Below are 18,219 nucleotides of genomic sequence, written 5' to 3'. Positions count from 1 at the left end.
GGCATTCACTCACATCACAACCACGGGCTTTATCACCTTGCCAGACGCCGAATCGGCGAAAGCCTGGTTGATATCGGCCAGCGGATAGCGAACGATAAGCTTATCGATGGGGAATTTCCCCTGCTTGTACTGCTGCACCAGCAGCGGAATAAACAGCGCCGGGACGGCATCGCCTTCAATCACCCCGACCAGCGACTTGCCCTCCGCCATCAGATCGTTCTGCACGTTAAAGGTGATATCCCCGGTAAAGCCGACGATGGCCACCGTACCTAATGGTTTCACCGCGTGTACGGCCTGCAGCACGATGGCCGATACGCCGGTGGTTTCCACCGCGTAGTGAGCGCCTTTGCCGGTGAGCTGTTTGATCAGGGCGACGGCATCCTGTTCCTTGCCATTAATCTGATGGGTGGCGCCCAGTTCGCCCGCCAGGGCGAGGCGACTGGCATGAATATCGACAGCGATGATCTGCGAACAGCCGGTTAATTTCGCCGCCATGATGGCGCTGAGCCCCACGGCGCCGCAGCCAAACACCACAATCGATTCCCCAATCACCGGTTTCAGGCGGTTGAGCACCGTCCCGCTGCCGGTCTGGATGCCGCAGCCCAGCGGGCCGAGCAGGGTGAGATCTACCTCCGGGTCGACCACCACGGCGTTGCTGGCGCGGGTGACCACATACTGGCTGAAGGACGACTGGCCAAAGAACAGGGACAGATCCTGATCGCCCAGCCGATAGGGGGTGGTGCCATCCTCGCGTCGGCCGCCAAAATTAAGCGTATTAAAATCTTCGCAAGCTGAAGGGTGGTTGCTTAAACAATTTTCGCAATGGTGGCAGGCGGCATAGCTGAGCACCACGTGGTCTCCGACTCTGATACCGTTGACTGCCTCCCCGACGCTGGCGACGATCCCGGCGCCTTCATGGCCGAGGATGGCAGGCATAGGCACCACTCCCGGGTTATCGCGCATCACCGCGTCGGTATGACAGACCCCGGTGGCGACAATTTTCACTAATATCTCATCCTTCCCCGGAGGGGAGACGTCGACATCCTTGATGACGAAAGGTTGCTGGTAGCCCAGCGTGACGGCTGCTTTCACTTGCATGGCATGACTCCTGAATGAATTCCCTGGAGAGCGTGGAGGGACAGCCCGAACGGCTCTCCCGTGTTGGCCGCTAACATGAAGAAATATAGCGGTTACCGGTGAAAAGTTAGCACCGGATGTGGCGGAAATTTGCGCCAATCGTGCCTAAAAAAAACGCAGGGCGGCGGGGCATAGGTGTGATGAATATACCGAAGCGAGGAAGAGCTATCCGCTCAATGGTCAGGCGAAAAAGCGGCCGGCAGTCTGTTCTTTCCCCGGCCGCACGTCGAAGGAAAAGTAAAAAAACGGGTTGTTCCGGTAGACAGGGCTTTTTTACCTTTTTTCTGCGGGCAACAATTGGATTATTAATCGTTTTTGTCTAGAGTGGGCGGAATTTATCACGCAGCGTGATGACGCGTTGCGAATCAATTCACCCGTGCAGAAGGACGCTTTCTCAGGCATGAACCGCAGACGTTTTCTTAAATCTTCCATGGCTGTTGCCGCCGTATGCGGGACGTCAGGAGTCGCTTCCTTATTCAGTCAGGCCGCTTTTGCCGAAGACGCGGGTATTGCCGACGGGCAAACGCGTCGTTTCGATTACACCGTGCTGCAGGCGATGGCCCACGATCTGGCGCGCCAGCCATGGGGCGGCGCCCCGCGCGATCTGCCGCCGACGCTGGCCAATCTGACTCCGCAGGCTTATAACAGCATCCAGTATGACGCCAACCACTCGCTATGGAACAACATCGAAGAACGCAAACTGGACATCCAGTTTTTCCACGTCGGGATGGGGTTCCGTCGCCGCGTGCGGATGTTCTCTCTTGACGCCGCCACTCAGCAGGCGCGCGAGATCCATTTCCGCCCTGAGCTGTTTAAGTACAATGACGCCGGGGTCGACACCCGCCAGCTGGAAGGGCAGTCCGACCTCGGCTTCGCCGGATTCCGGGTGTTTAAAGCGCCGGAGCTGGCGCGCCGCGATATCGTGGCGTTCCTTGGCGCCAGTTATTTCCGCGCGGTAGACAGCACCTACCAGTACGGCTTGTCGGCTCGTGGGCTGGCGGTAGACACCTTTACCGATACCCCGGAAGAGTTCCCTGATTTCACCTCCTTCTGGTTCGAAACGGTTAAAGGGGACGCCACGGTCTTTACCGTTTATGCGCTGCTGGATAGCCCGAGCATCACCGGGGCCTACAAGTTCACCATCCATTGCCAGGATACCCAGGTCATCATGGACGTGGAAAATCACCTTTATGCCCGCAAGGACATCAAACAGCTGGGTATCGCGCCGATGACCAGTATGTTCAGCTGCGGCAACAACGAGCGCCGGATGTGCGATACCATCCACCCGCAGATCCACGACTCCGATCGGCTGTCGATGTGGCTGGGGAACGGCGAATGGGTCTGCCGGCCGCTGAATAACCCGCAGAAGCTGCAGTTCAACGCCTTCCAGGACAAGAACCCGCGCGGCTTCGGTCTGCTGCAGCTGGACCGCGATTTCTCCCATTACCAGGACGTGATGGGCTGGTATAACAAGCGCCCCAGCCTGTGGGTTGAGCCGCGTAACCAGTGGGGGAAAGGGGCGGTCAGCCTGATGGAGATCCCCACTACCGGCGAAACGCTGGATAATATCGTCTGCTTCTGGCAGCCGGAAAAAGCGGTGAAGGCGGGCGACGAACTGGACTTCCGCTACCGTCTCTACTGGAGCGCGCAGCCGCCGGTGAGCACCCCGCTGGCGCGTGTGCTCGCCACCCGCACCGGGATGGGGGGCTTCCCGGAAGGCTGGGCGCCGGGCGAGCACTATCCGGATAAGTGGGCGCGTCGTTTTGCCATCGACTTTGTCGGCGGCGATCTGAAGGCCGCCGCGCCGCGCGGTATTGAACCGGTGATCACCCTCTCCAGCGGGGAAGCGAAGCAGATTGAGATCCTCTACGTCGAGCCGTTCGATGGCTACCGGATCCTCTTCGACTGGTATCCGACCTCCGACTCGACCGACCCGGTGGAGATGCGCCTGTTCCTGCGCTGTCAGGGCGAAGCCATCAGCGAAACCTGGCTCTATCAGTACTTCCCGCCGGCGCCGGATAAACGTAACTACGTTGACGACCGGATCATGAAATAATCCCGTGACAGCCGCGGCCCGCAGGCAACCCCTGCGGGCCAGTAGAGAGCCCCATGACTACAGACATTCCCGCAGTACCTGAGACGATCCCGGTGACCGACGCACTGACGCTTATCGCGATTGATGAGCGCTACGTCAGCGATCTGCACCAGCTGGTGGTGAAAAACCGCCACTGGCTGCAGCAATCGCTCAACTGGCCCGCCGAAGTGAACAGCGAAGAGGAGACCCGCCGCCATGTGCAGGGTAACGTGATTCTGCATCAGCGGGATTACGCCAAAATGTTTTTGCTGTTTCTCGACCATCGACTCGTGGGCGTCCTGTCGTTCAACCAGATCGAGCCGCAGAACAAAACGGCCTATATCGGCTACTGGATCGATGAAGATCACCAGGGGCAGGGGCTGCTTTCCCGCTCCCTGCAGGCCTTTATCCACCATTATGCCCGCAGCGGGCTGGTGCGCCGGTTTGTGATCAAATGCCGGGTGGCCAATACCCGCAGTAACCAGGTGGCGTTGCGCAATGGGTTCGTTCTTGAAGGTTGCCTCAGGCAGGCCGAGTATCTGAACGGCAGCTATGACGATCAGAATATTTACGCGCGCATTATTGACCGCGACGAGGCGCTAGAGGGCGCCTAACAGCGGCGTGCGGGTGATGTGCTGCTGGCCGTCAAGCGTTTTCGGGCCGCGCAGATGAATGGCCTCTCCCTCCTGTGCGGCAATCTGCACCTCGTCATTGATGGAGACCTGGTGCTCAACGATCACATCGCCGATGATGACTGTCCGCCCCTGGATCAGCACATCGTCGTCGAGCAGAATCGGACCACCGCGCAGCTGCGCCTCGCCACCGACCATCGCCCGGTGCTTTAACAGGCAGTTGCCTTCAATCACCGCATTCTCCGCCACCTGCGAACTGTAGCGCACGGTGGGAATGGCATCCTCTCCGCGACCGGCGATCAGTCGCGCGTGACCATAAACCCGGGCGTTATCGCACACCCAGACGTCGTTTTCTTCGTTCCCCTCCAGTCTTGCCTGGTCGAACACTTCTGCGCGATGTTCGACAAAAGCGTGCTCGACAAAGGCATCGCCGTAGATTTGCGCCTGATGAAGAATACGCGAGGCGCTAACGGTGGCTCGCTGATAAATCTGCAGGACTTTGTCGCGATCGGCGGTCAGCCCGCGGGCGGCAATCACCTGGCAGTGCGGCAGGAGACGCGCCTCGTCGGCGAGGCGACAGTAACCGCGCACCAGACTATGATTAATCGTGACGTTGTCACTTATCTGCGCGTGATGGCTAATGTGCGAGGCATGAATGCATGCCCGTCCGCCGATGGCGGCCTCGTGGCTGACCACGCAGGGCCCGGTTAAGCGAGCGTCGTCGCGGATACTTGCCCCGGCGAAAACCACGCTGTTGGCATCGTAGATCCAGCACTCTCCCTGTTGGCTGAGAGCGCTTTCCGCGTCCACCCAACCGCCTTCGCTGCCTGCTTTGACGTCAGCGAAATCAATAAGCGCCACTATCTGGCGCAGGGTGACGCTCTGTTTGCCAGCCTCTTCCTGGTAACAATACTGCCGGGTCTGTTCGCTGAGACGATATTTACGCATTCCCGATCCTCATTACTTATGGTTAACATAAACATAGCAAAGATCGCCGTAGCGCGCGGGATAAGGTTCCTTTAAAATGCAACTTCAAATTAAATTGATATCATCAACAAAATGAAGAGCAAGCAAACGCCGCGGCAGGCGCTGAACCTGCCGGCAGGCTATTTTGGTATGGTGCTCGGCACCATCGGAATGGGCTTCGCCTGGCGCTACGCCAGCACGCTCTGGCCGGTTAGCCGCAGCATCGGCGATGGTCTGGTGATGCTGGCGATCGCGATGTGGGCGCTGCTCAGCATGGCGTTTATCAGCCGGGCAATTCGCTTTCCGGCGAGCGTGCTACGGGAGATGCGTCATCCGGTCAGCAGCAGCTTTGTCAGCCTGTTTCCGGCCACCACGCTGCTGGTGGCGATCGGGCTGGTGCCCTGGTGGCGACCGCTGGCGCTGGGATTGTTTGTGCCGGGGGTGGCGCTGCAGCTTGCCTATGCCGCCTGGCAAAGTGGCGGCTTGTGGCGGGGGACGCATCCTCACGAGGCCACCACGCCGGGACTCTATCTGCCCACGGTGGCCAATAATTTCATTAGCGCGATGGCCTGCGGCGCGCTGGGATTTACCGACGCCGGGCTGGTGTTCCTCGGCGCCGGGGTCTTCTCCTGGTTGAGCCTCGAGCCGGCGATCCTCCAGCGTCTGCGCAGCGCGGGCGAGCTGCCGACGCCGCTGCGCACCTCGCTGGGGATCCAACTGGCGCCTGCGCTGGTGGCCTGCAGCGCCTGGCTCAGCGTCAACGGTGGGGAAGCGGATACCTTCGCGAAGCTGCTGTTTGGTTACGGCCTGCTGCAGCTACTGTTCATGCTGCGCCTGATGCCCTGGTATCTTCGCCAGCCGTTCAATGCTTCCTTCTGGAGCTTCTCGTTCGGTATTTCCGCGCTGGCCACCACCGGCCTGCATCTCGGCCAGGCCAGGGCGGACGGCTTTTTTCACCATCTGGCAATGCCGCTGTTTATTTTTAGCAATCTGGTTGTCGGCCTGCTGTTACTGCGCACAATTTTGCTGTTGGTGAGCGGGAAACTGCTGGTACAGGTCGACCGGGAAACACTCCTGAATAAGAAGGAAGGATCATGACAACGCGTGACGCGGATTATTTTAGTGATAAATATGGCCTGACACGCACCCATTCCGAGGTGCTGCATGCTGCGACAGTGGTGCCGCCGGGGCGGGCGCTGGATCTGGGCTGTGGCAACGGGCGTAACAGCCTTTATCTGGCGGCGAACGGATTCACGGTGACGGCGTGGGATAAAAATCCGGTGAGCATCAATAATCTGGAAAGTATTCGCGCTGCCGAGGCGCTGGAAAATCTCCGCACCGCGGTAAAAGACCTCAATAGCCTGACCTTTGATGGGGAATATGACCTGATCCTCTCCACCGTGGTGATGATGTTCCTGGAGCCTGACACCATCCCGGGCCTGATCGCCAATATGCAGCGCTGCACCGCTGCCGGCGGCTTTAACCTGATTGTGGCGGCAATGGATACCGAAGACTATCCCTGCACCGTCGGCTTCCCGTTTGCCTTTAAACCCGATGAGCTTCGTGATTATTACCAGGGCTGGGAGCTGCTGAAATACAATGAGGACGTCGGCGAGCTGCATCGCACCGACGCCAACGGCAATCGCATCAAACTGCGCTTCGCCACCCTGTTGGCGCGCAAGCCTGCCTGATACGCGGCGGCGTGGGAAGCTGAGCATGGCCCGCGCCGCATTCCCCGCCAAAGCGTGGGCAAGACAGAGATCCGTTGCGGCGAAAATGAGCCTGGAAAACCGCGCAATACGCTTTTTAAGTGATTATTTAATAACGTAATGTTCATCCTATCAATATTTATAAATCTTCCTTGACGAAGCCCTTTTTTTGTCACAAAACTAGTGGGTCCTATTTGCTATAACGTCTGCCGAAAAAAAACTGCATTTACAGGGATCTCTCTATGCGTACTCGCGTTTTACTGAAAGTCGCCGCTCTGGCGGGAATATTGGCGTTGACCGGCTGTGCGGCGAAAGTGGCGCAACCGAATCAGTATTCGGGCTTCTTAAAAGATTATTCCAACCTGAAAGAAACGACCTCTGCCTCCGGCAAGCCGGAGCTGCGCTGGATCGATCCGAACTTCAATCCAGCCAACTATGACAATATCGTTTATCACCCGGTGACCTACTATCCGGTACCGAAGCCGACCACCCAGGTAGGGGAAAAGGCGCTGCAGGATATTCTTAACTACACCAACAAAGAGCTGAAACAGGCTATTTCCGAGCGTAAACCGCTGGCCACTACCGCCGGCAAACGCAGCCTCATCTTCCGCGGGGCGATCACCGGGGTGGACTCCAGCAAAGAGGGGCTGCAGTTCTATGAAGTGATCCCGGTTGCTATGATTGTCGCCGGCACCCAGGCCGCCACCGGCCATCGTACCATGGACACCGATCTGTACTTTGAGGCGGAGGTCATTGACGCCAGCACCAATAAGCCGGTGATCAAGGTTGTTCGTAAAGGGGAAGGCAAAACCCTGGCGAATGAGAATACGCCGCTGACCGTCGATACCCTGAAGCAGGTGATCGATGATATGGCGGTCGACGCCGTCAAATTCGATTCCTCTCAGCGTTAATCGTGCCAGCGCCGTCTGACGACGGCGCTGTTTCTCTTCTGTCTCCTCAGGCCAGCCTTCGGCGCAGCAGCAGCTGTTCCGGTTTGGCAAACATCACCAGGTTACCCAGCAGGATCAGCGCCAGCCCGATCACGGCGTTGCTGTGCCAGACATACCCTTCATAGACGGTGGAAATGGATAACGCCACCAGCGGAAACAGCAGCGTACTGTAGGCGGCTTTGCTGGCGCCGATGCGCCCCACGAGAGTGAAATAGGCCCCAAAGGCGATCACTGAGCCGAACAGCGCCAGGTAAAGCAGGGCGCCAAGGTAGCTGACGGTCCACTCCGGCATAAAATTATCGCCACGTAGCAGGGCGATCGCGCCCATCACCAGCGTCCCGTAGAGCATCGCCCAACTGTTGGTGGTGAGGGTTTCCAGCCCTCGCCGCTGGTGGCGAATGCTGAACATATTGCCCAGTGAAAAGCCGTAGGTACCCAGGGCGCTCAGACCGATCCCCCACAGCAGCGAGGCGTTTAGCCCATTGGCCAGCAGGTCATCCCAGAACAGGGTGACGATACCGGCGAGGCCCAGCGCGGCGGCGGCCCAGAAGCGGCCCGGCGGCTGCTGGCGAAAAAAAAGAAAGCTGTTAATGGCGTTAAACAGTACGGCCATGGAAAAGATCACCGATTCCAGACCGGTGTTGATCCAGGCCGCGGCAGTATAAAAACACCAGAAATTGAAGCAGAAGACGCAGCAGCCCTGCAGCAGGCAGCAAAAGTGATCTTTCGCGCCCAGCGGCCGTAGCCGTCGCGTGACAAGCAGAATCGTCAGCATCGTGATGCTGGCCACGGCAAAGCGCCAAAAAATGGATACCGGCGCCGCCACCGGCCCTTGTTGTAAAAAAATCGCAATCCACGTTGTCCCCCAGATCACGACAACGAGTGCATAAAGTAATGCGTTCACCCTGACTCTCCTCTGCTTGTTGAAGGGAGGAGTATGCCGCCTGTCGCAACCGGCAGCTTTCACCCGCTTGTTGTCGGCTTGCAAATTCTTGCGCTTATTTGTCATTCGCCTGCGGTGAGGACTGGAAACCGCGCCGGAGTCTCCCTAGACTAGAGCTTTTACGGGCAGATGCGTGAAGGCAATGGGTTACGGGACGTTTGAAACATTACGGCGACAGAACGCGGTGCTGCGGGGCACGGTGGAGCTGAATTCCGGAATTCAACTGGCCGCCTGGTACAACAATTGCGACACCGTGACGGTGCGCAGCGATCACCATACGTTGAGCCTGTACGTCGCCGATGGCTATGAAAGCTATCAAAAGACGCCGCACGGCTGGAAAAATGGCGGCGGCCCGGATCGCTTTTGTCTGATGCCGAAAGGGGATGAGAGCGTCTGGGATATCCGCGGCGATCTGTCTTTTGTGCATCTCTACTGTACCGATGAGCACCTGCGCCGCGTCGGCGAAGAGGTGTGGGATCGTAGCCCGGCAAACTTCACCCTGCAGGAAAAAACCTTCGCCAGCGATGACAAAATCACCGCGGTGTACCGCCAGTTTTTACTGGCCAATGACTGGCGACAGCCGGCGAACCAGTTGACCCTCAGCGCCGCCAGCAGCTTACTGCTCACCCATCTGATCCAGCACTACTCCACCGTGCAGTGGCGTTTGCCGACGGTCACCGGAGGGCTGGCGCCGGGCGTGAAGCGTCACGTGCTGGCCTGGATCGATGCCCACCTCGATCAGCCGCTGACCCTGGCCGACCTGGCGCAGCAGGCGGGACTCAGTGAGTTCCATTTTGCCCGCATGTTCCGCCAGTCGTTGAATATGGCCCCGCATCAATATGTGATGCAGCAGCGAATGGCCAGGGCGCAAAATCTGCTCTGCCACAGCGCGCTGCCGTTAACGGAGATTGCGCTGGTCTGCGGCTTCAGCTCCGCCAGCCATTTCAGCCATCGGGTGAAAGCGGCCACCGGCCTGACGCCGTCCCAGCTAAGGGCGGCGCAGCGCGGATAACACGCCATAGCTTACCCCACCAAGCACCACGCCCCAGAAGGCCGAACCAATTCCCGCCAGCGTCACGCCGCTGGCGGTGACCAGAAAGGTCAGTACTGCCGCATCGCGTTCACTGGCCTGATGTACCGCCTGAAACAGGCTGCCGCCGATGGTGCCGAGCAGCGCCAGGCCGGCCAGCATCTGGATCCACGCCGCGGGTAAAGCCGACATCAGGGCGGTGATCGACCCGCCGAACAGACCCGCCAGCAGATAAAAACCGCCTGCGGCCATGGCCGCCAGCCAGCGCTGTTGCGGATCCGGGTGCGCCTCCGGACTCTGGCAAATCGCAGCGGTGATCGCCGCGATGCAGATGGAGTAGACCCCAAACGGCGCCAGCAACAACGCCAGACCTCCACAGGCGACGAGCAGTGCCGATACCGGTACGGTGTAGCCGGATGCCTGCAGCGTGGCGAACCCGGGGGCGTTCTGCGAGGCCATGGTGACGAGGAAAAACGGCAGGCCGACACTGAGCAGCAGCGCCGGGGTAAACTGCGGCGCGATCCACTCTGGTGCCGCGAAGGCCAGCGGTACGGCCGTCCTGGCGACGTCCCCGGAGGCCGCCGCGATCAGCGCCCCCACCACCAGCGCGGCGACTACCGCGAAGCGGGGCCACAGCGCTTTACAGAGAAGCCAGGCGGCGAGCATGCCGCCGCACAGCAGCAGATGGTCCTGTAAGCCGGCGAAGGCCTGCAAACCGAAACGCAGCAGGATCCCGGCCAGCATCGCGGCGGCCAGTGAATGGGGAATGATCTTCATCAGCCGGGCAAACAGGCCCGTCACGCCGCAAAGGACGATCAGCGCGTTGGCAAAGATAAACACCCCCACGGCCTCGGCGAGGGTGACTCCCTGTAGACCGCTGACCAGCAGCGCGGCGCCCGGCGTTGACCAGGCGGTGAGCACAGGAACTTTACGCCAGCCGCTCAGCGCAAGGGTGCTGATACCCATGGCGAGGCCAAGGGCCGTCATCCAGCCGGCGATCTGCCCGGGGGTAGCGCCAGCAGACGCAGCAGCCTGCCAGATAATGGCGGCTGAACTGGCGTAGCCCACCAGTACAGCGACGAAACCCGCCAACAGAGTGGGAAGAGGAAGGGTAAACGAGCGCATAGGATTCTCTTGTGCGTTATAACATACAAATACTCTATCACTGTGCGTTATAGCGCACAAGGTGCGGATGTGGAGAGCGTAAGACACCTGTTCTCACGGTGATATGCCGAGAAACGCCCTGTAGAATCAGGCAAATGGGGATATACTCTTGCCTGTACAAGTCAGGAGGTAGGATGAATATTGCGCAACATCTGGCGGCAACGCTCAAAACCCTGCGCCAGCAGCGTGGCTGGAGTCTCTCGCGTCTGGCAGAAGAGACGGGGGTGTCGAAAGCCATGCTGGGGCAGATTGAGCGTAATGAATCGAGCCCGACGGTGGCGACGCTGTGGAAGATTGCCACCGGGCTGAACGTGCCGTTTTCGGCGTTTATCGTTCCGGACGCCAGCGCAGCGCCTTCCGCTTTTGATCCGCAGCAGCAGGCGATGGTGGTGACCCCGGTCTTCCCGTGGGACCCGGAGCTGCGCTTTGACCATTTTTCGATAACCCTTGCCCCCGGCGCGTTGAGCGAATCGACGCCGCATGAGAAAGGGGTGATTGAACATGTGGTGGTGATTAGCGGCGCCCTGGATCTCTGTTTACAGGGGGAGTGGCATTTACTGCAGCCAGGGGAGGGACGGCGCTTCGCCGGCGATGAGGCGCATGCGTATCGTAACCGCGGCGTTCAGGCGGCCCATTTCCATTCTCTTATCCATTATCCAAAAGAAAAAACCGCGGGCGAACCCGCGGCCAGACAAGATGACTGATGATAACCACTCACAACGTGACGAGGAAAATCCGGAATACGAGATGACAGTACGCTGCGCGAGGATGTGAAGGAACTATCTTTTCCGTCAATACTTTGCTGAAAAATGAAAATTCGTCGTCGCGCGACGGTGGAAAAGGTTTTCGTCTGTACCCGGTTCTGACTACAATAGCCGCCATTTCGACCCCCTTATACTGGATAACAACACGCGTATGCGCCTGCACAATCATCGTCTTGAACTTCTTAGTCCTGCCCGCGACGCCGGTATCGCTCGCGAAGCGATCCTCCACGGCGCCGACGCCGTTTATATCGGTGGGCCTGACTTTGGCGCTCGTCACAATGCCAGCAACAGCCTGAGCGACATCGCCGGTCTGGTGCCTTTTGCCCATCGCTATGGCGCCAAAATCTTTGTCACGCTGAACACCATTCTGCATGATGATGAGCTGGAGCCGGCGCAGCGGCTGATTACCGATCTTTATGAGGCGGGCGTTGACGCGCTGATTGTGCAGGATATGGGGATCATGGAGCTGGATCTGCCGCCGATTGAGCTGCACGCCAGTACCCAGTGTGATATCCGCAGCGTGGAAAAAGCAAAATTTCTCTCCGACGCCGGCTTCAGCCAGATCGTGCTGGCGCGTGAACTGAATCTCAGTCAGATCAAAGCCATTTACGAGCATACCGACGCCACCATTGAATTCTTTATTCATGGCGCGCTGTGCGTGGCCTATTCCGGGCAGTGCAACATTTCGCACGCCCAGACCGGACGTAGCGCCAACCGGGGCGACTGCTCGCAGGCTTGCCGCCTGCCGTATACCCTGAAAGACGATCAGGGACGGGTGGTGGCATATGAAAAACATCTCCTGTCGATGAAGGACAACGATCAGACCGCCAACCTGGCGGCGCTGATCGACGCCGGGGTACGTTCCTTCAAAATTGAAGGCCGTTACAAAGACATGAGTTATGTGAAAAACATCACTGCGCACTACCGTCAAATGCTGGATGCCATTATCGAAGACCGCGGCGACCTGGCGCGCGCCTCGGCAGGGCGCACCGAGCACTTTTTTATTCCGTCTACCGATAAAACCTTCCACCGCGGCAGCACCGATTACTTCGTCAATGCCCGTAAAGGCGACATCGGCGCCTTTGATTCGCCGAAATTTATCGGGCTGCCGGTGGGCGAAGTCTTGAAGGTGGGGAAAGACCATCTTGATGTCGAAGTGAGCGAACCGTTAACCAACGGCGATGGCCTTAACGTGATGATCAAGCGTGAAGTGGTGGGCTTCCGTGCCAATACGGTGGAGAAAACCGGCGAAAATCGCTATCGGGTGTGGCCGAACGAGATGCCGGCGGATCTGCATAAAGCGCGTCCGCACCAGGCGCTCAACCGTAACCTCGATCACAACTGGCAGCAGGCGCTGCTGAAGACCTCCAGCGAACGCCGCATCGCCGTGGACGTTACGCTGAGCGGCTGGCAGGAACAGCTGGTTCTGACCATGACCTGTGAAGATGGCGTCAGCGTGACCCATACTCTCGACGGAGCGTTCGCCGAAGCCAATCAGGCAGAAAAAGCGCTGGCCAATTTGCGTGACGGCGTCACAAAACTGGGGCAGACCATTTACTACCCACGCGACGTGCAGGTCAACCTGCCGCCGCTGTTTGTCCCCAACAGCCTGCTCAACCAGCTGCGTCGTGAAACGGCTGAAATGCTGGACGAAGCGCGCCTCAACGCCTGGCAACGCGGCACCCGCAAGCCGGTCTCCGTACCGCCGCCGGTCTATCCGGAGACCCATCTCTCCTTCCTCGCCAACGTCTATAACCATAAGGCGCGGGCCTTTTACCAGCGCTATGGCGTGCAGCTGATTGACGCCGCCTATGAAGCGCACGAAGAGAAGGGCGATGTGCCGGTGATGATCACCAAACACTGCCTGCGGTTTGCGTTTAATCTTTGTCCGAAACAGGCGAAAGGCTCCATCAAGAGCTGGAAAGCCACGCCGATGCAGCTGATCCACGGCGATGAAGTGCTGACCCTGAAGTTTGACTGTCGCCCGTGCGAAATGCATGTCGTCGGGAAGATTAAAAACCACATCCTCAAAATGCCGCTTCCCGGGAGCATCGTCGCCTCCGTCAGCCCGGATGAGCTGATGAAGACCCTGCCGAAGCGCAAAGGAGCCTGATCCAGCGCGACGCTACGGGTAATGCGGCGCCCGCGGTTTGCGGGCATCCTGCCAGCGGTGATGCTCGTTCAGATCGGCGGCGGCCTCCTCGCACTGGCTGCGAAGCTCGTCGCTGTCCGCCTCGTGCAGCAGCTGCTGTTCGAGGCTCTGCACCGGAAAGTAATCGTGCCCCTGGCGGTGGGCCAGCAGATGTCCTGAAAACAGCGCGCACAGCAACAGCAGCGCGCTCATGCTTCTCCTCAACATACCTTTACTCTGCGAATCAATGGGGTGGGCTTACTATGCCAGGCGTTGTGCAGGTTTTTTTCTCGGCTTCTCAAAGAAGGGCAAGAGTTTGTCAATGTCAGCTGAAAGAAGGTGAAAAAAAGCCTGGCGCAGAAGGCCAGGCCTGAGGGGTTATGCTTTTGGCGGCAGCGGTTTCCCGCTGTGCTCGCCGCCTTTTGGTGGCTGCTTGCCGTCACGCTGCGGCTGTTTGCCATCATGCTGCGGCTGTTTGCCATCTCGTTGTGGCTGCTTGCCGTTGTGTTGCGCTTGCTTACCATCGTGTTGGCCGTTTTTCGCCGGCGGTTTACCCTGATGCTGCGCGCCTTTTTCTGGCGGCGGTGGCGGGTTGTCGGCAGCGAACGCCCATGACGATATTCCCAGCGTCATCACGGCGGACAGTAAAGCTAACTTCTTCATAGCAATATCCTTTCTTCTGATGTATCGCCGTATTTCATCAGGCAAAAGTGAAGATAAGATGGAGAAATCCCTTTTCGGACTTCTCTGCATCCCACTCAGACTTTTAGCCCTGCGGCGTTCATCAGCAGGCGAAACAGCAGGCTGATGGCGGCCAGCGTCAGTACGCTGCCTCCCCAGAGCGCGATCAGCCACAGCAGACGTTTAGGCCAGGCAGTATGCATCAGTGATATCCCTCCCCGGGCTGAACTTTGCCGCGGAACACGTAATAGCTCCAGCAGGTGTAGCCAAGAATGACCGGAATAATCAGCAGTGCGCCCACCAGCATAAAGCCCTGGCTTTGCGGGGGAGCGGCAGCCTGCCACAGCGTGATGGCCGGCGGGATAATATGCGGCCAGATGCTGATCCCCAGTCCGCTAAAGCCGAGAAAGACCAGGCCCAGCGTCAGCGTGAAGGGCGAAACATGGCGGTCGCGCTGATGCAGCGTACGCCACAGCCAGCCGCTGATGAGGATCACCAGCAGCGGCACCGGCAGCAGGAAATAGAGATTCGGCAGGCTGAACCAGCGGGCGGCAATTGCCGGGTGCGCCAGCGGAGTCCACAGGCTGATGACGGCAAACACCGCCAGCAGGGCAACCAGCAGCTGCCGCGATGCGCTTCGCATCCGCTGCTGCAGCGCGCCTTCGCTTTTCATCACCAGCCAGGTGGCGCCGAGCAGCGCATAGGCCACGCACAGCCCGAGTCCGCAAAACAGGCTGAACGGGGTCAGCCAGTCAAACATGCCGCCGCTGAAGGCGCGACCGCTGACGGTGAAACCGTTGATCACCGCCCCGACCACCACGCCCTGGCTGAAGGTCGCCAGCAAGGAACCGCCAAAAAAGGCACGGTCCCAGAAGGGTCGGTGCGACGGGGTGGCCTGGAAGCGAAACTCAAAGGCGACGCCGCGAAAAATCAGGCCGATCAGCATCAGGGTCAGGGGGATCGACAGGGCGTCGATTATCACCGCGTAGGCGAGGGGAAAAGCGCCAAACAGACCAGCGCCGCCCAGTACCAGCCAGGTCTCATTGCCATCCCACACCGGGGCGACGCTGTTGACCATTACGTCGCGCTCGGTGCTGCCCCGTACTGTGCCGAACAACATCCCGATGCCCAGATCAAAGCCATCCATGACAATGTACATCAGCGTGGCAAAGACGATAATCACGAACCAAATCACCGATAATTCGATACCCATTAGCGGGACTCCTTCTGCAGATAACCTTCAGTGGCGGCGGAAAGCGGGCGGGCTGGCGTACCGGTTGTCGCGGGCTGCACCTCCTGCGGCCCCTTGCGGATCAGGCGCAGCATATAGCTGTAGCCGACGCCGAAGACGGCGCTGTAGACCACGATAAAGGTCAATAAACTGACCGACATATGCAGATCGCCGTGGGCGGAAACGGCGTCTGCAGTGCGCTGAACGCCATACACCACCCATGGCTGACGGCCCACTTCGGTGGTTACCCAGCCAGCGAGAATAGCAATCAGTCCTGAAGGGCCCATCCATAGCGCAAAGCGCAGAAATGGCCGGGAATGGTACAGTCGGCCGCCGCGACGCAGCCACAGGGCCAGTACGCCGAGCAGGAGCATTAGCATGCCAAGACCGGCCATCAGGCGAAACGACCAGAACACCACGGTAGCGTTCGGGCGATCCTCAGGAGCGAACTCCTTCAACGCCGGCACCTGTTTATCAAGGCTGTGGGTGAGGATCAGGCTGCCCAGGGCCGGGATCTCAAGCCCGTAGCGGGTGCGCTCCTGCGCCATATCAGGCCAGCCAAACAGCAGCAACGGCGTTGCCTCGCCCGGCGGGTTTTCCCAGTGGCCCTCAATGGCGGCTATTTTCGCCGGCTGGTGTTTCAGGGTATTCAGACCATGCATATCGCCGATCAGCGCCTGGACGGGGGCGACCAGCAGCGTCATCCAGAGCGCCATCGAGAACATCTTACGGATCGCCGGCGACTGATTGCCGCGCAGCAGATGCCAGGCCGCCGAGGCGCCGACAAACAGCGCGCTACTGAGAAACGCCGCCACTGTCATATGCAGTAAGCGGTAGGGGAACGACGGGTTAAAGATCACTGCCAGCCAGTCGACGGGCACCACCTGGCCGTCAACGATCTCAAACCCCTGCGGGGTCTGCATCCAGCTGTTGGAGGCGAGGATCCAGAAGGTCGAGATGATGGTGCCCAGCGCCACCATGCAGGTGGCGAAAAAATGCAGCCCCGGCCCTACGCGGTTCCAGCCGAAGAGCATCACCCCGAGAAAGCCCGCTTCCAGAAAGAACGCTGTCAGGACTTCATAGGTCAGCAGGGGGCCGGTAATGCTCCCCGCGAACTGAGAGAAACCGCTCCAGTTGGTGCCGAACTGATAGGCCATCACCAGCCCGGAAACCACCCCCATGCCGAAGTTGACGGCGAAGATTTTCGACCAGAAGTGGGCTTTGTTGAATAAATAAGATTTCTTGCGAACGACCCTGTAGCTGGCTGGATTTTCAGGCAATACGCACGCTTTCTGGCATCCCAGCCTTTGTCATCCTGTTCAACGCACGCACCATGGCCATAGCTTCCGCTACCTGACCATCGTAGTCACGCAGCGTCAGTGAATCTCCCAACAACTGCTTCATTCTGTACATTGCCGTTTCCGCTATCGAGCGACGGTTATATTCCGTTGTCCATTTCCACCGTGCATTGCTTCCGCTCAGCCGCTGATTAGCAACGGCACGGTTGCGGTCTGCGTACTCACCGGGCCAGTAACCTGCTCCTTTTCGGGGAGGAATAAGCGCGCTGATTTTTTTGCGGCGCAGTTCATCGTGACAGAGCCGGGTATCGTAAGCCCCGTCTGCCGCGGCTGCCCTGATTTTTCTGTGAGTCTGCCGGATAAGGCCCGGGAAGGCTTCTGAGTCCGTGACGTTATTCAGCGACAGGTCTGCACAGACAACTTCATGTGTGTTGCTGTCAACAGCAAGATGCAACTTTCGCCAGATACGACGGCGCTCTTTGCCGTGCTTTCTGACTTTCCATTCGCCTTCACCAAAGACCTTCAGCCCGGTGGAATCAATCACCAGGTGTGCGATTTCACCCCGGGTGGACGTTTTGAAACTGACATTAACCGACTTTGCCCGCTTACTGACACTGGTGTAATCCGGGCAGCGCAACGGAACGTTCATCAGGGCAAAAATGGAATCAATAAAACCCTGCGCAGCCCGCAGGGTCAGCCGGAATACGCGTTTAATCACCAGAACGGTGGTGATGGCGAGATCAGAATAGCGCTGGGGCCTTCCTCGTGATGAAGGCGTTGCCGACTCATACCAGGCCTGAATCGCCTCATCATCCAGCCAGAAAGTGAGGGAGCCACGGTTGATGAGAGCTTTGTTGTAGGTGGACCAGTTGGTGATTCTGAACTTTTGCTTTGCCACGGAATGGTCTGTGTTGTCGGGAGGATGCGTGATCTGATCCTTCAACTCAGCAAAAGTTCGATTTATTCAACAAAGCCCCAGAAGTGGTACAGCGAACGCCAGGTGGGATTTTTGCTTTTTAGCCACAGACCTTCGAGTACCGCCAGGTAGCTGGCCAGCCCAATAGTAATGGCGGGAAAGATAATATGAAATGAGACCGTAAAGGCGAATTGAATTCGCGCAAGATGGAATGCATCAAGACCGAACATGCAGGACTCCACTACAAAATTGATTCAGCGCAATTTTAGGCAGGGTGGTGGCTGGGGGGCAGAGGCAGTCGCGCCATTTTTTATCATAACAGTTGGCCTCTGTTATGATTTTTCACCTCGCGTCCCAATCATCGGCCGGTACGAATAAATACCGATGGGGTGGGTCGCTTAACCAACAGACCAGCGGAGATTTGGCCGTTATCCCGGGAGCGGTTGATCGGCGGACTCGGCCGCCGGCACGGCACTGTTTCTGGCCGGAATAATATATCCCGAACATCACGCGTTACTGTATTAATTCTTGCGATAATGCACAACGAGTTTTAGCGTCATTTATTCTCACGCATTAGTATGAGAATAAGTAAA

18 protein-coding genes and 2 pseudogenes are annotated in these 18,219 nt (G+C 58.6%); 8 read left to right on the top strand and 12 right to left on the bottom strand.

What is annotated here, in order from left to right; genetic code table 11:
• Positions 1-9: 9 nt before the first annotated feature.
• Complete coding sequence (locus A1WC_RS11675; RefSeq protein WP_016161186.1) at positions 10-1,098, bottom strand: NAD(P)-dependent alcohol dehydrogenase; 1,089 nt, start codon at positions 1,096-1,098, stop codon at positions 10-12.
• A 439-nt stretch (positions 1,099-1,537) separates the two neighbouring features.
• Between A1WC_RS11675 and A1WC_RS11680 the strand changes: the two genes are divergently transcribed.
• Positions 1,538-3,193 carry a glucan biosynthesis protein D gene (locus A1WC_RS11680; RefSeq protein ID WP_012541545.1) on the top strand — a complete coding sequence of 552 codons (1,656 nt, stop codon included), beginning with the start codon at positions 1,538-1,540 and terminating at the stop codon, positions 3,191-3,193.
• Between the two features lie 53 nt (positions 3,194-3,246).
• Positions 3,247-3,825: a 50S ribosomal protein L7/L12-serine acetyltransferase gene (gene rimL / locus A1WC_RS11685; protein ID WP_008804665.1), complete on the top strand. Its 579-nt coding sequence runs from the start codon at positions 3,247-3,249 to the stop codon at positions 3,823-3,825.
• Here rimL and ydcK read toward each other — a convergent pair.
• The gene (ydcK, locus tag A1WC_RS11690) at positions 3,811-4,791 is read right to left on the bottom strand and encodes a YdcK family protein (protein WP_008804666.1); all 981 of its coding nucleotides are present in this window, start codon (positions 4,789-4,791) and stop codon (positions 3,811-3,813) included. The genes rimL and ydcK overlap by 15 nt on opposite strands.
• 111 nt (positions 4,792-4,902) lie before the next feature.
• On the opposite strand from ydcK, the gene tehA reads away from it, so the two are divergent.
• From tehA to A1WC_RS11705, 3 genes are all read left to right on the top strand, one after another.
• Complete coding sequence (tehA, locus tag A1WC_RS11695) at positions 4,903-5,907, top strand: dicarboxylate transporter/tellurite-resistance protein TehA (RefSeq protein ID WP_008804667.1); 1,005 nt, start codon at positions 4,903-4,905, stop codon at positions 5,905-5,907.
• Positions 5,904-6,500 (top strand): tellurite resistance methyltransferase TehB, encoded by a 597-nt coding sequence (gene tehB, locus A1WC_RS11700; protein WP_016161185.1) that lies wholly within the window; start codon positions 5,904-5,906, stop codon positions 6,498-6,500. Before tehA ends, tehB begins: the two co-directional genes overlap by 4 nt.
• 260 nt (positions 6,501-6,760) lie before the next feature.
• A complete protein-coding gene (locus A1WC_RS11705) occupies positions 6,761-7,429 on the top strand; it encodes a DUF3313 domain-containing protein (protein WP_016161184.1) in 669 nt (222 codons plus the stop codon).
• Positions 7,430-7,475: 46 nt separating this feature from the next.
• Here A1WC_RS11705 and A1WC_RS11710 read toward each other — a convergent pair whose 3' ends face one another.
• On the bottom strand, positions 7,476-8,372 hold the full coding sequence (locus A1WC_RS11710) for a DMT family transporter (RefSeq protein WP_016161183.1): 897 nt from the start codon (positions 8,370-8,372) through the stop codon (positions 7,476-7,478).
• 181 nt (positions 8,373-8,553) lie between these two features.
• Here A1WC_RS11710 and A1WC_RS11715 point away from each other — a divergent pair, with 181 nt between their 5' ends.
• Positions 8,554-9,423, top strand: coding sequence for a helix-turn-helix domain-containing protein (locus tag A1WC_RS11715; protein WP_016161182.1), 870 nt, complete (start codon positions 8,554-8,556; stop codon positions 9,421-9,423).
• Here A1WC_RS11715 and A1WC_RS11720 read toward each other — a convergent pair.
• Positions 9,400-10,566 (bottom strand): benzoate/H(+) symporter BenE family transporter, encoded by a 1,167-nt coding sequence (locus A1WC_RS11720; protein ID WP_016161181.1) that lies wholly within the window; start codon positions 10,564-10,566, stop codon positions 9,400-9,402. The genes A1WC_RS11715 and A1WC_RS11720 overlap by 24 nt on opposite strands.
• Before the next feature lie 173 nt (positions 10,567-10,739).
• Between A1WC_RS11720 and A1WC_RS11725 the strand changes: the two genes are divergently transcribed.
• The gene (locus tag A1WC_RS11725) at positions 10,740-11,309 is read left to right on the top strand and encodes a helix-turn-helix domain-containing protein (protein WP_008804673.1); all 570 of its coding nucleotides are present in this window, start codon (positions 10,740-10,742) and stop codon (positions 11,307-11,309) included.
• A 10-nt stretch (positions 11,310-11,319) separates the two neighbouring features.
• On the opposite strand, the gene A1WC_RS26325 is transcribed toward A1WC_RS11725, so the two are convergent.
• Complete coding sequence (locus tag A1WC_RS26325) at positions 11,320-11,487, bottom strand: hypothetical protein (protein WP_162493250.1); 168 nt, start codon at positions 11,485-11,487, stop codon at positions 11,320-11,322.
• Between the two features lie 33 nt (positions 11,488-11,520).
• On the opposite strand from A1WC_RS26325, the gene A1WC_RS11730 reads away from it, so the two are divergent.
• Complete coding sequence (locus tag A1WC_RS11730) at positions 11,521-13,482, top strand: peptidase U32 family protein (protein WP_008804674.1); 1,962 nt, start codon at positions 11,521-11,523, stop codon at positions 13,480-13,482.
• Positions 13,483-13,494: 12 nt separating this feature from the next.
• On the opposite strand, the gene A1WC_RS11735 is transcribed toward A1WC_RS11730, so the two are convergent.
• The 7 genes and pseudogenes from A1WC_RS11735 to A1WC_RS11760 form a co-directional block, all read right to left on the bottom strand.
• Positions 13,495-13,728, bottom strand: a complete 234-nt coding sequence (locus A1WC_RS11735) for a DUF2554 family protein (RefSeq protein ID WP_008804675.1) — start codon at positions 13,726-13,728, stop codon at positions 13,495-13,497.
• 150 nt (positions 13,729-13,878) lie between these two features.
• A complete protein-coding gene (locus tag A1WC_RS11740) occupies positions 13,879-14,163 on the bottom strand; it encodes a hypothetical protein (protein WP_016161179.1) in 285 nt (94 codons plus the stop codon).
• Positions 14,164-14,258: 95 nt separating this feature from the next.
• Positions 14,259-14,384 (bottom strand): DUF2474 domain-containing protein, encoded by a 126-nt coding sequence (locus tag A1WC_RS26320; RefSeq protein ID WP_012541556.1) that lies wholly within the window; start codon positions 14,382-14,384, stop codon positions 14,259-14,261.
• Positions 14,384-15,394: a cytochrome d ubiquinol oxidase subunit II gene (gene cydB / locus A1WC_RS11745; RefSeq protein ID WP_008804677.1), complete on the bottom strand. Its 1,011-nt coding sequence runs from the start codon at positions 15,392-15,394 to the stop codon at positions 14,384-14,386. The genes A1WC_RS26320 and cydB overlap by 1 nt, the downstream gene beginning before the upstream one ends.
• Positions 15,394-16,677: pseudogene (locus A1WC_RS11750) on the bottom strand (cytochrome ubiquinol oxidase subunit I); the annotation flags it as partial. The gene cydB and the pseudogene A1WC_RS11750, both read right to left, overlap by 1 nt.
• 7 nt (positions 16,678-16,684) lie before the next feature.
• Positions 16,685-17,653: an IS5 family transposase gene (locus A1WC_RS11755; protein ID WP_000654811.1), complete on the bottom strand. Its 969-nt coding sequence runs from the start codon at positions 17,651-17,653 to the stop codon at positions 16,685-16,687.
• Positions 17,654-17,685: 32 nt separating this feature from the next.
• Positions 17,686-17,856 (bottom strand): annotated as a pseudogene (locus A1WC_RS11760) (cytochrome ubiquinol oxidase subunit I); the annotation flags it as partial.
• Positions 17,857-18,219: the final 363 nt, after the last annotated feature.

The sequence above is a fragment of the Klebsiella sp. KTE92 genome (assembly GCF_000398905.1).
Lineage (GTDB): Bacteria > Pseudomonadota > Gammaproteobacteria > Enterobacterales > Enterobacteriaceae > Klebsiella > Klebsiella variicola.
This window is presented reverse-complemented; position numbering and strand designations above follow the sequence as displayed.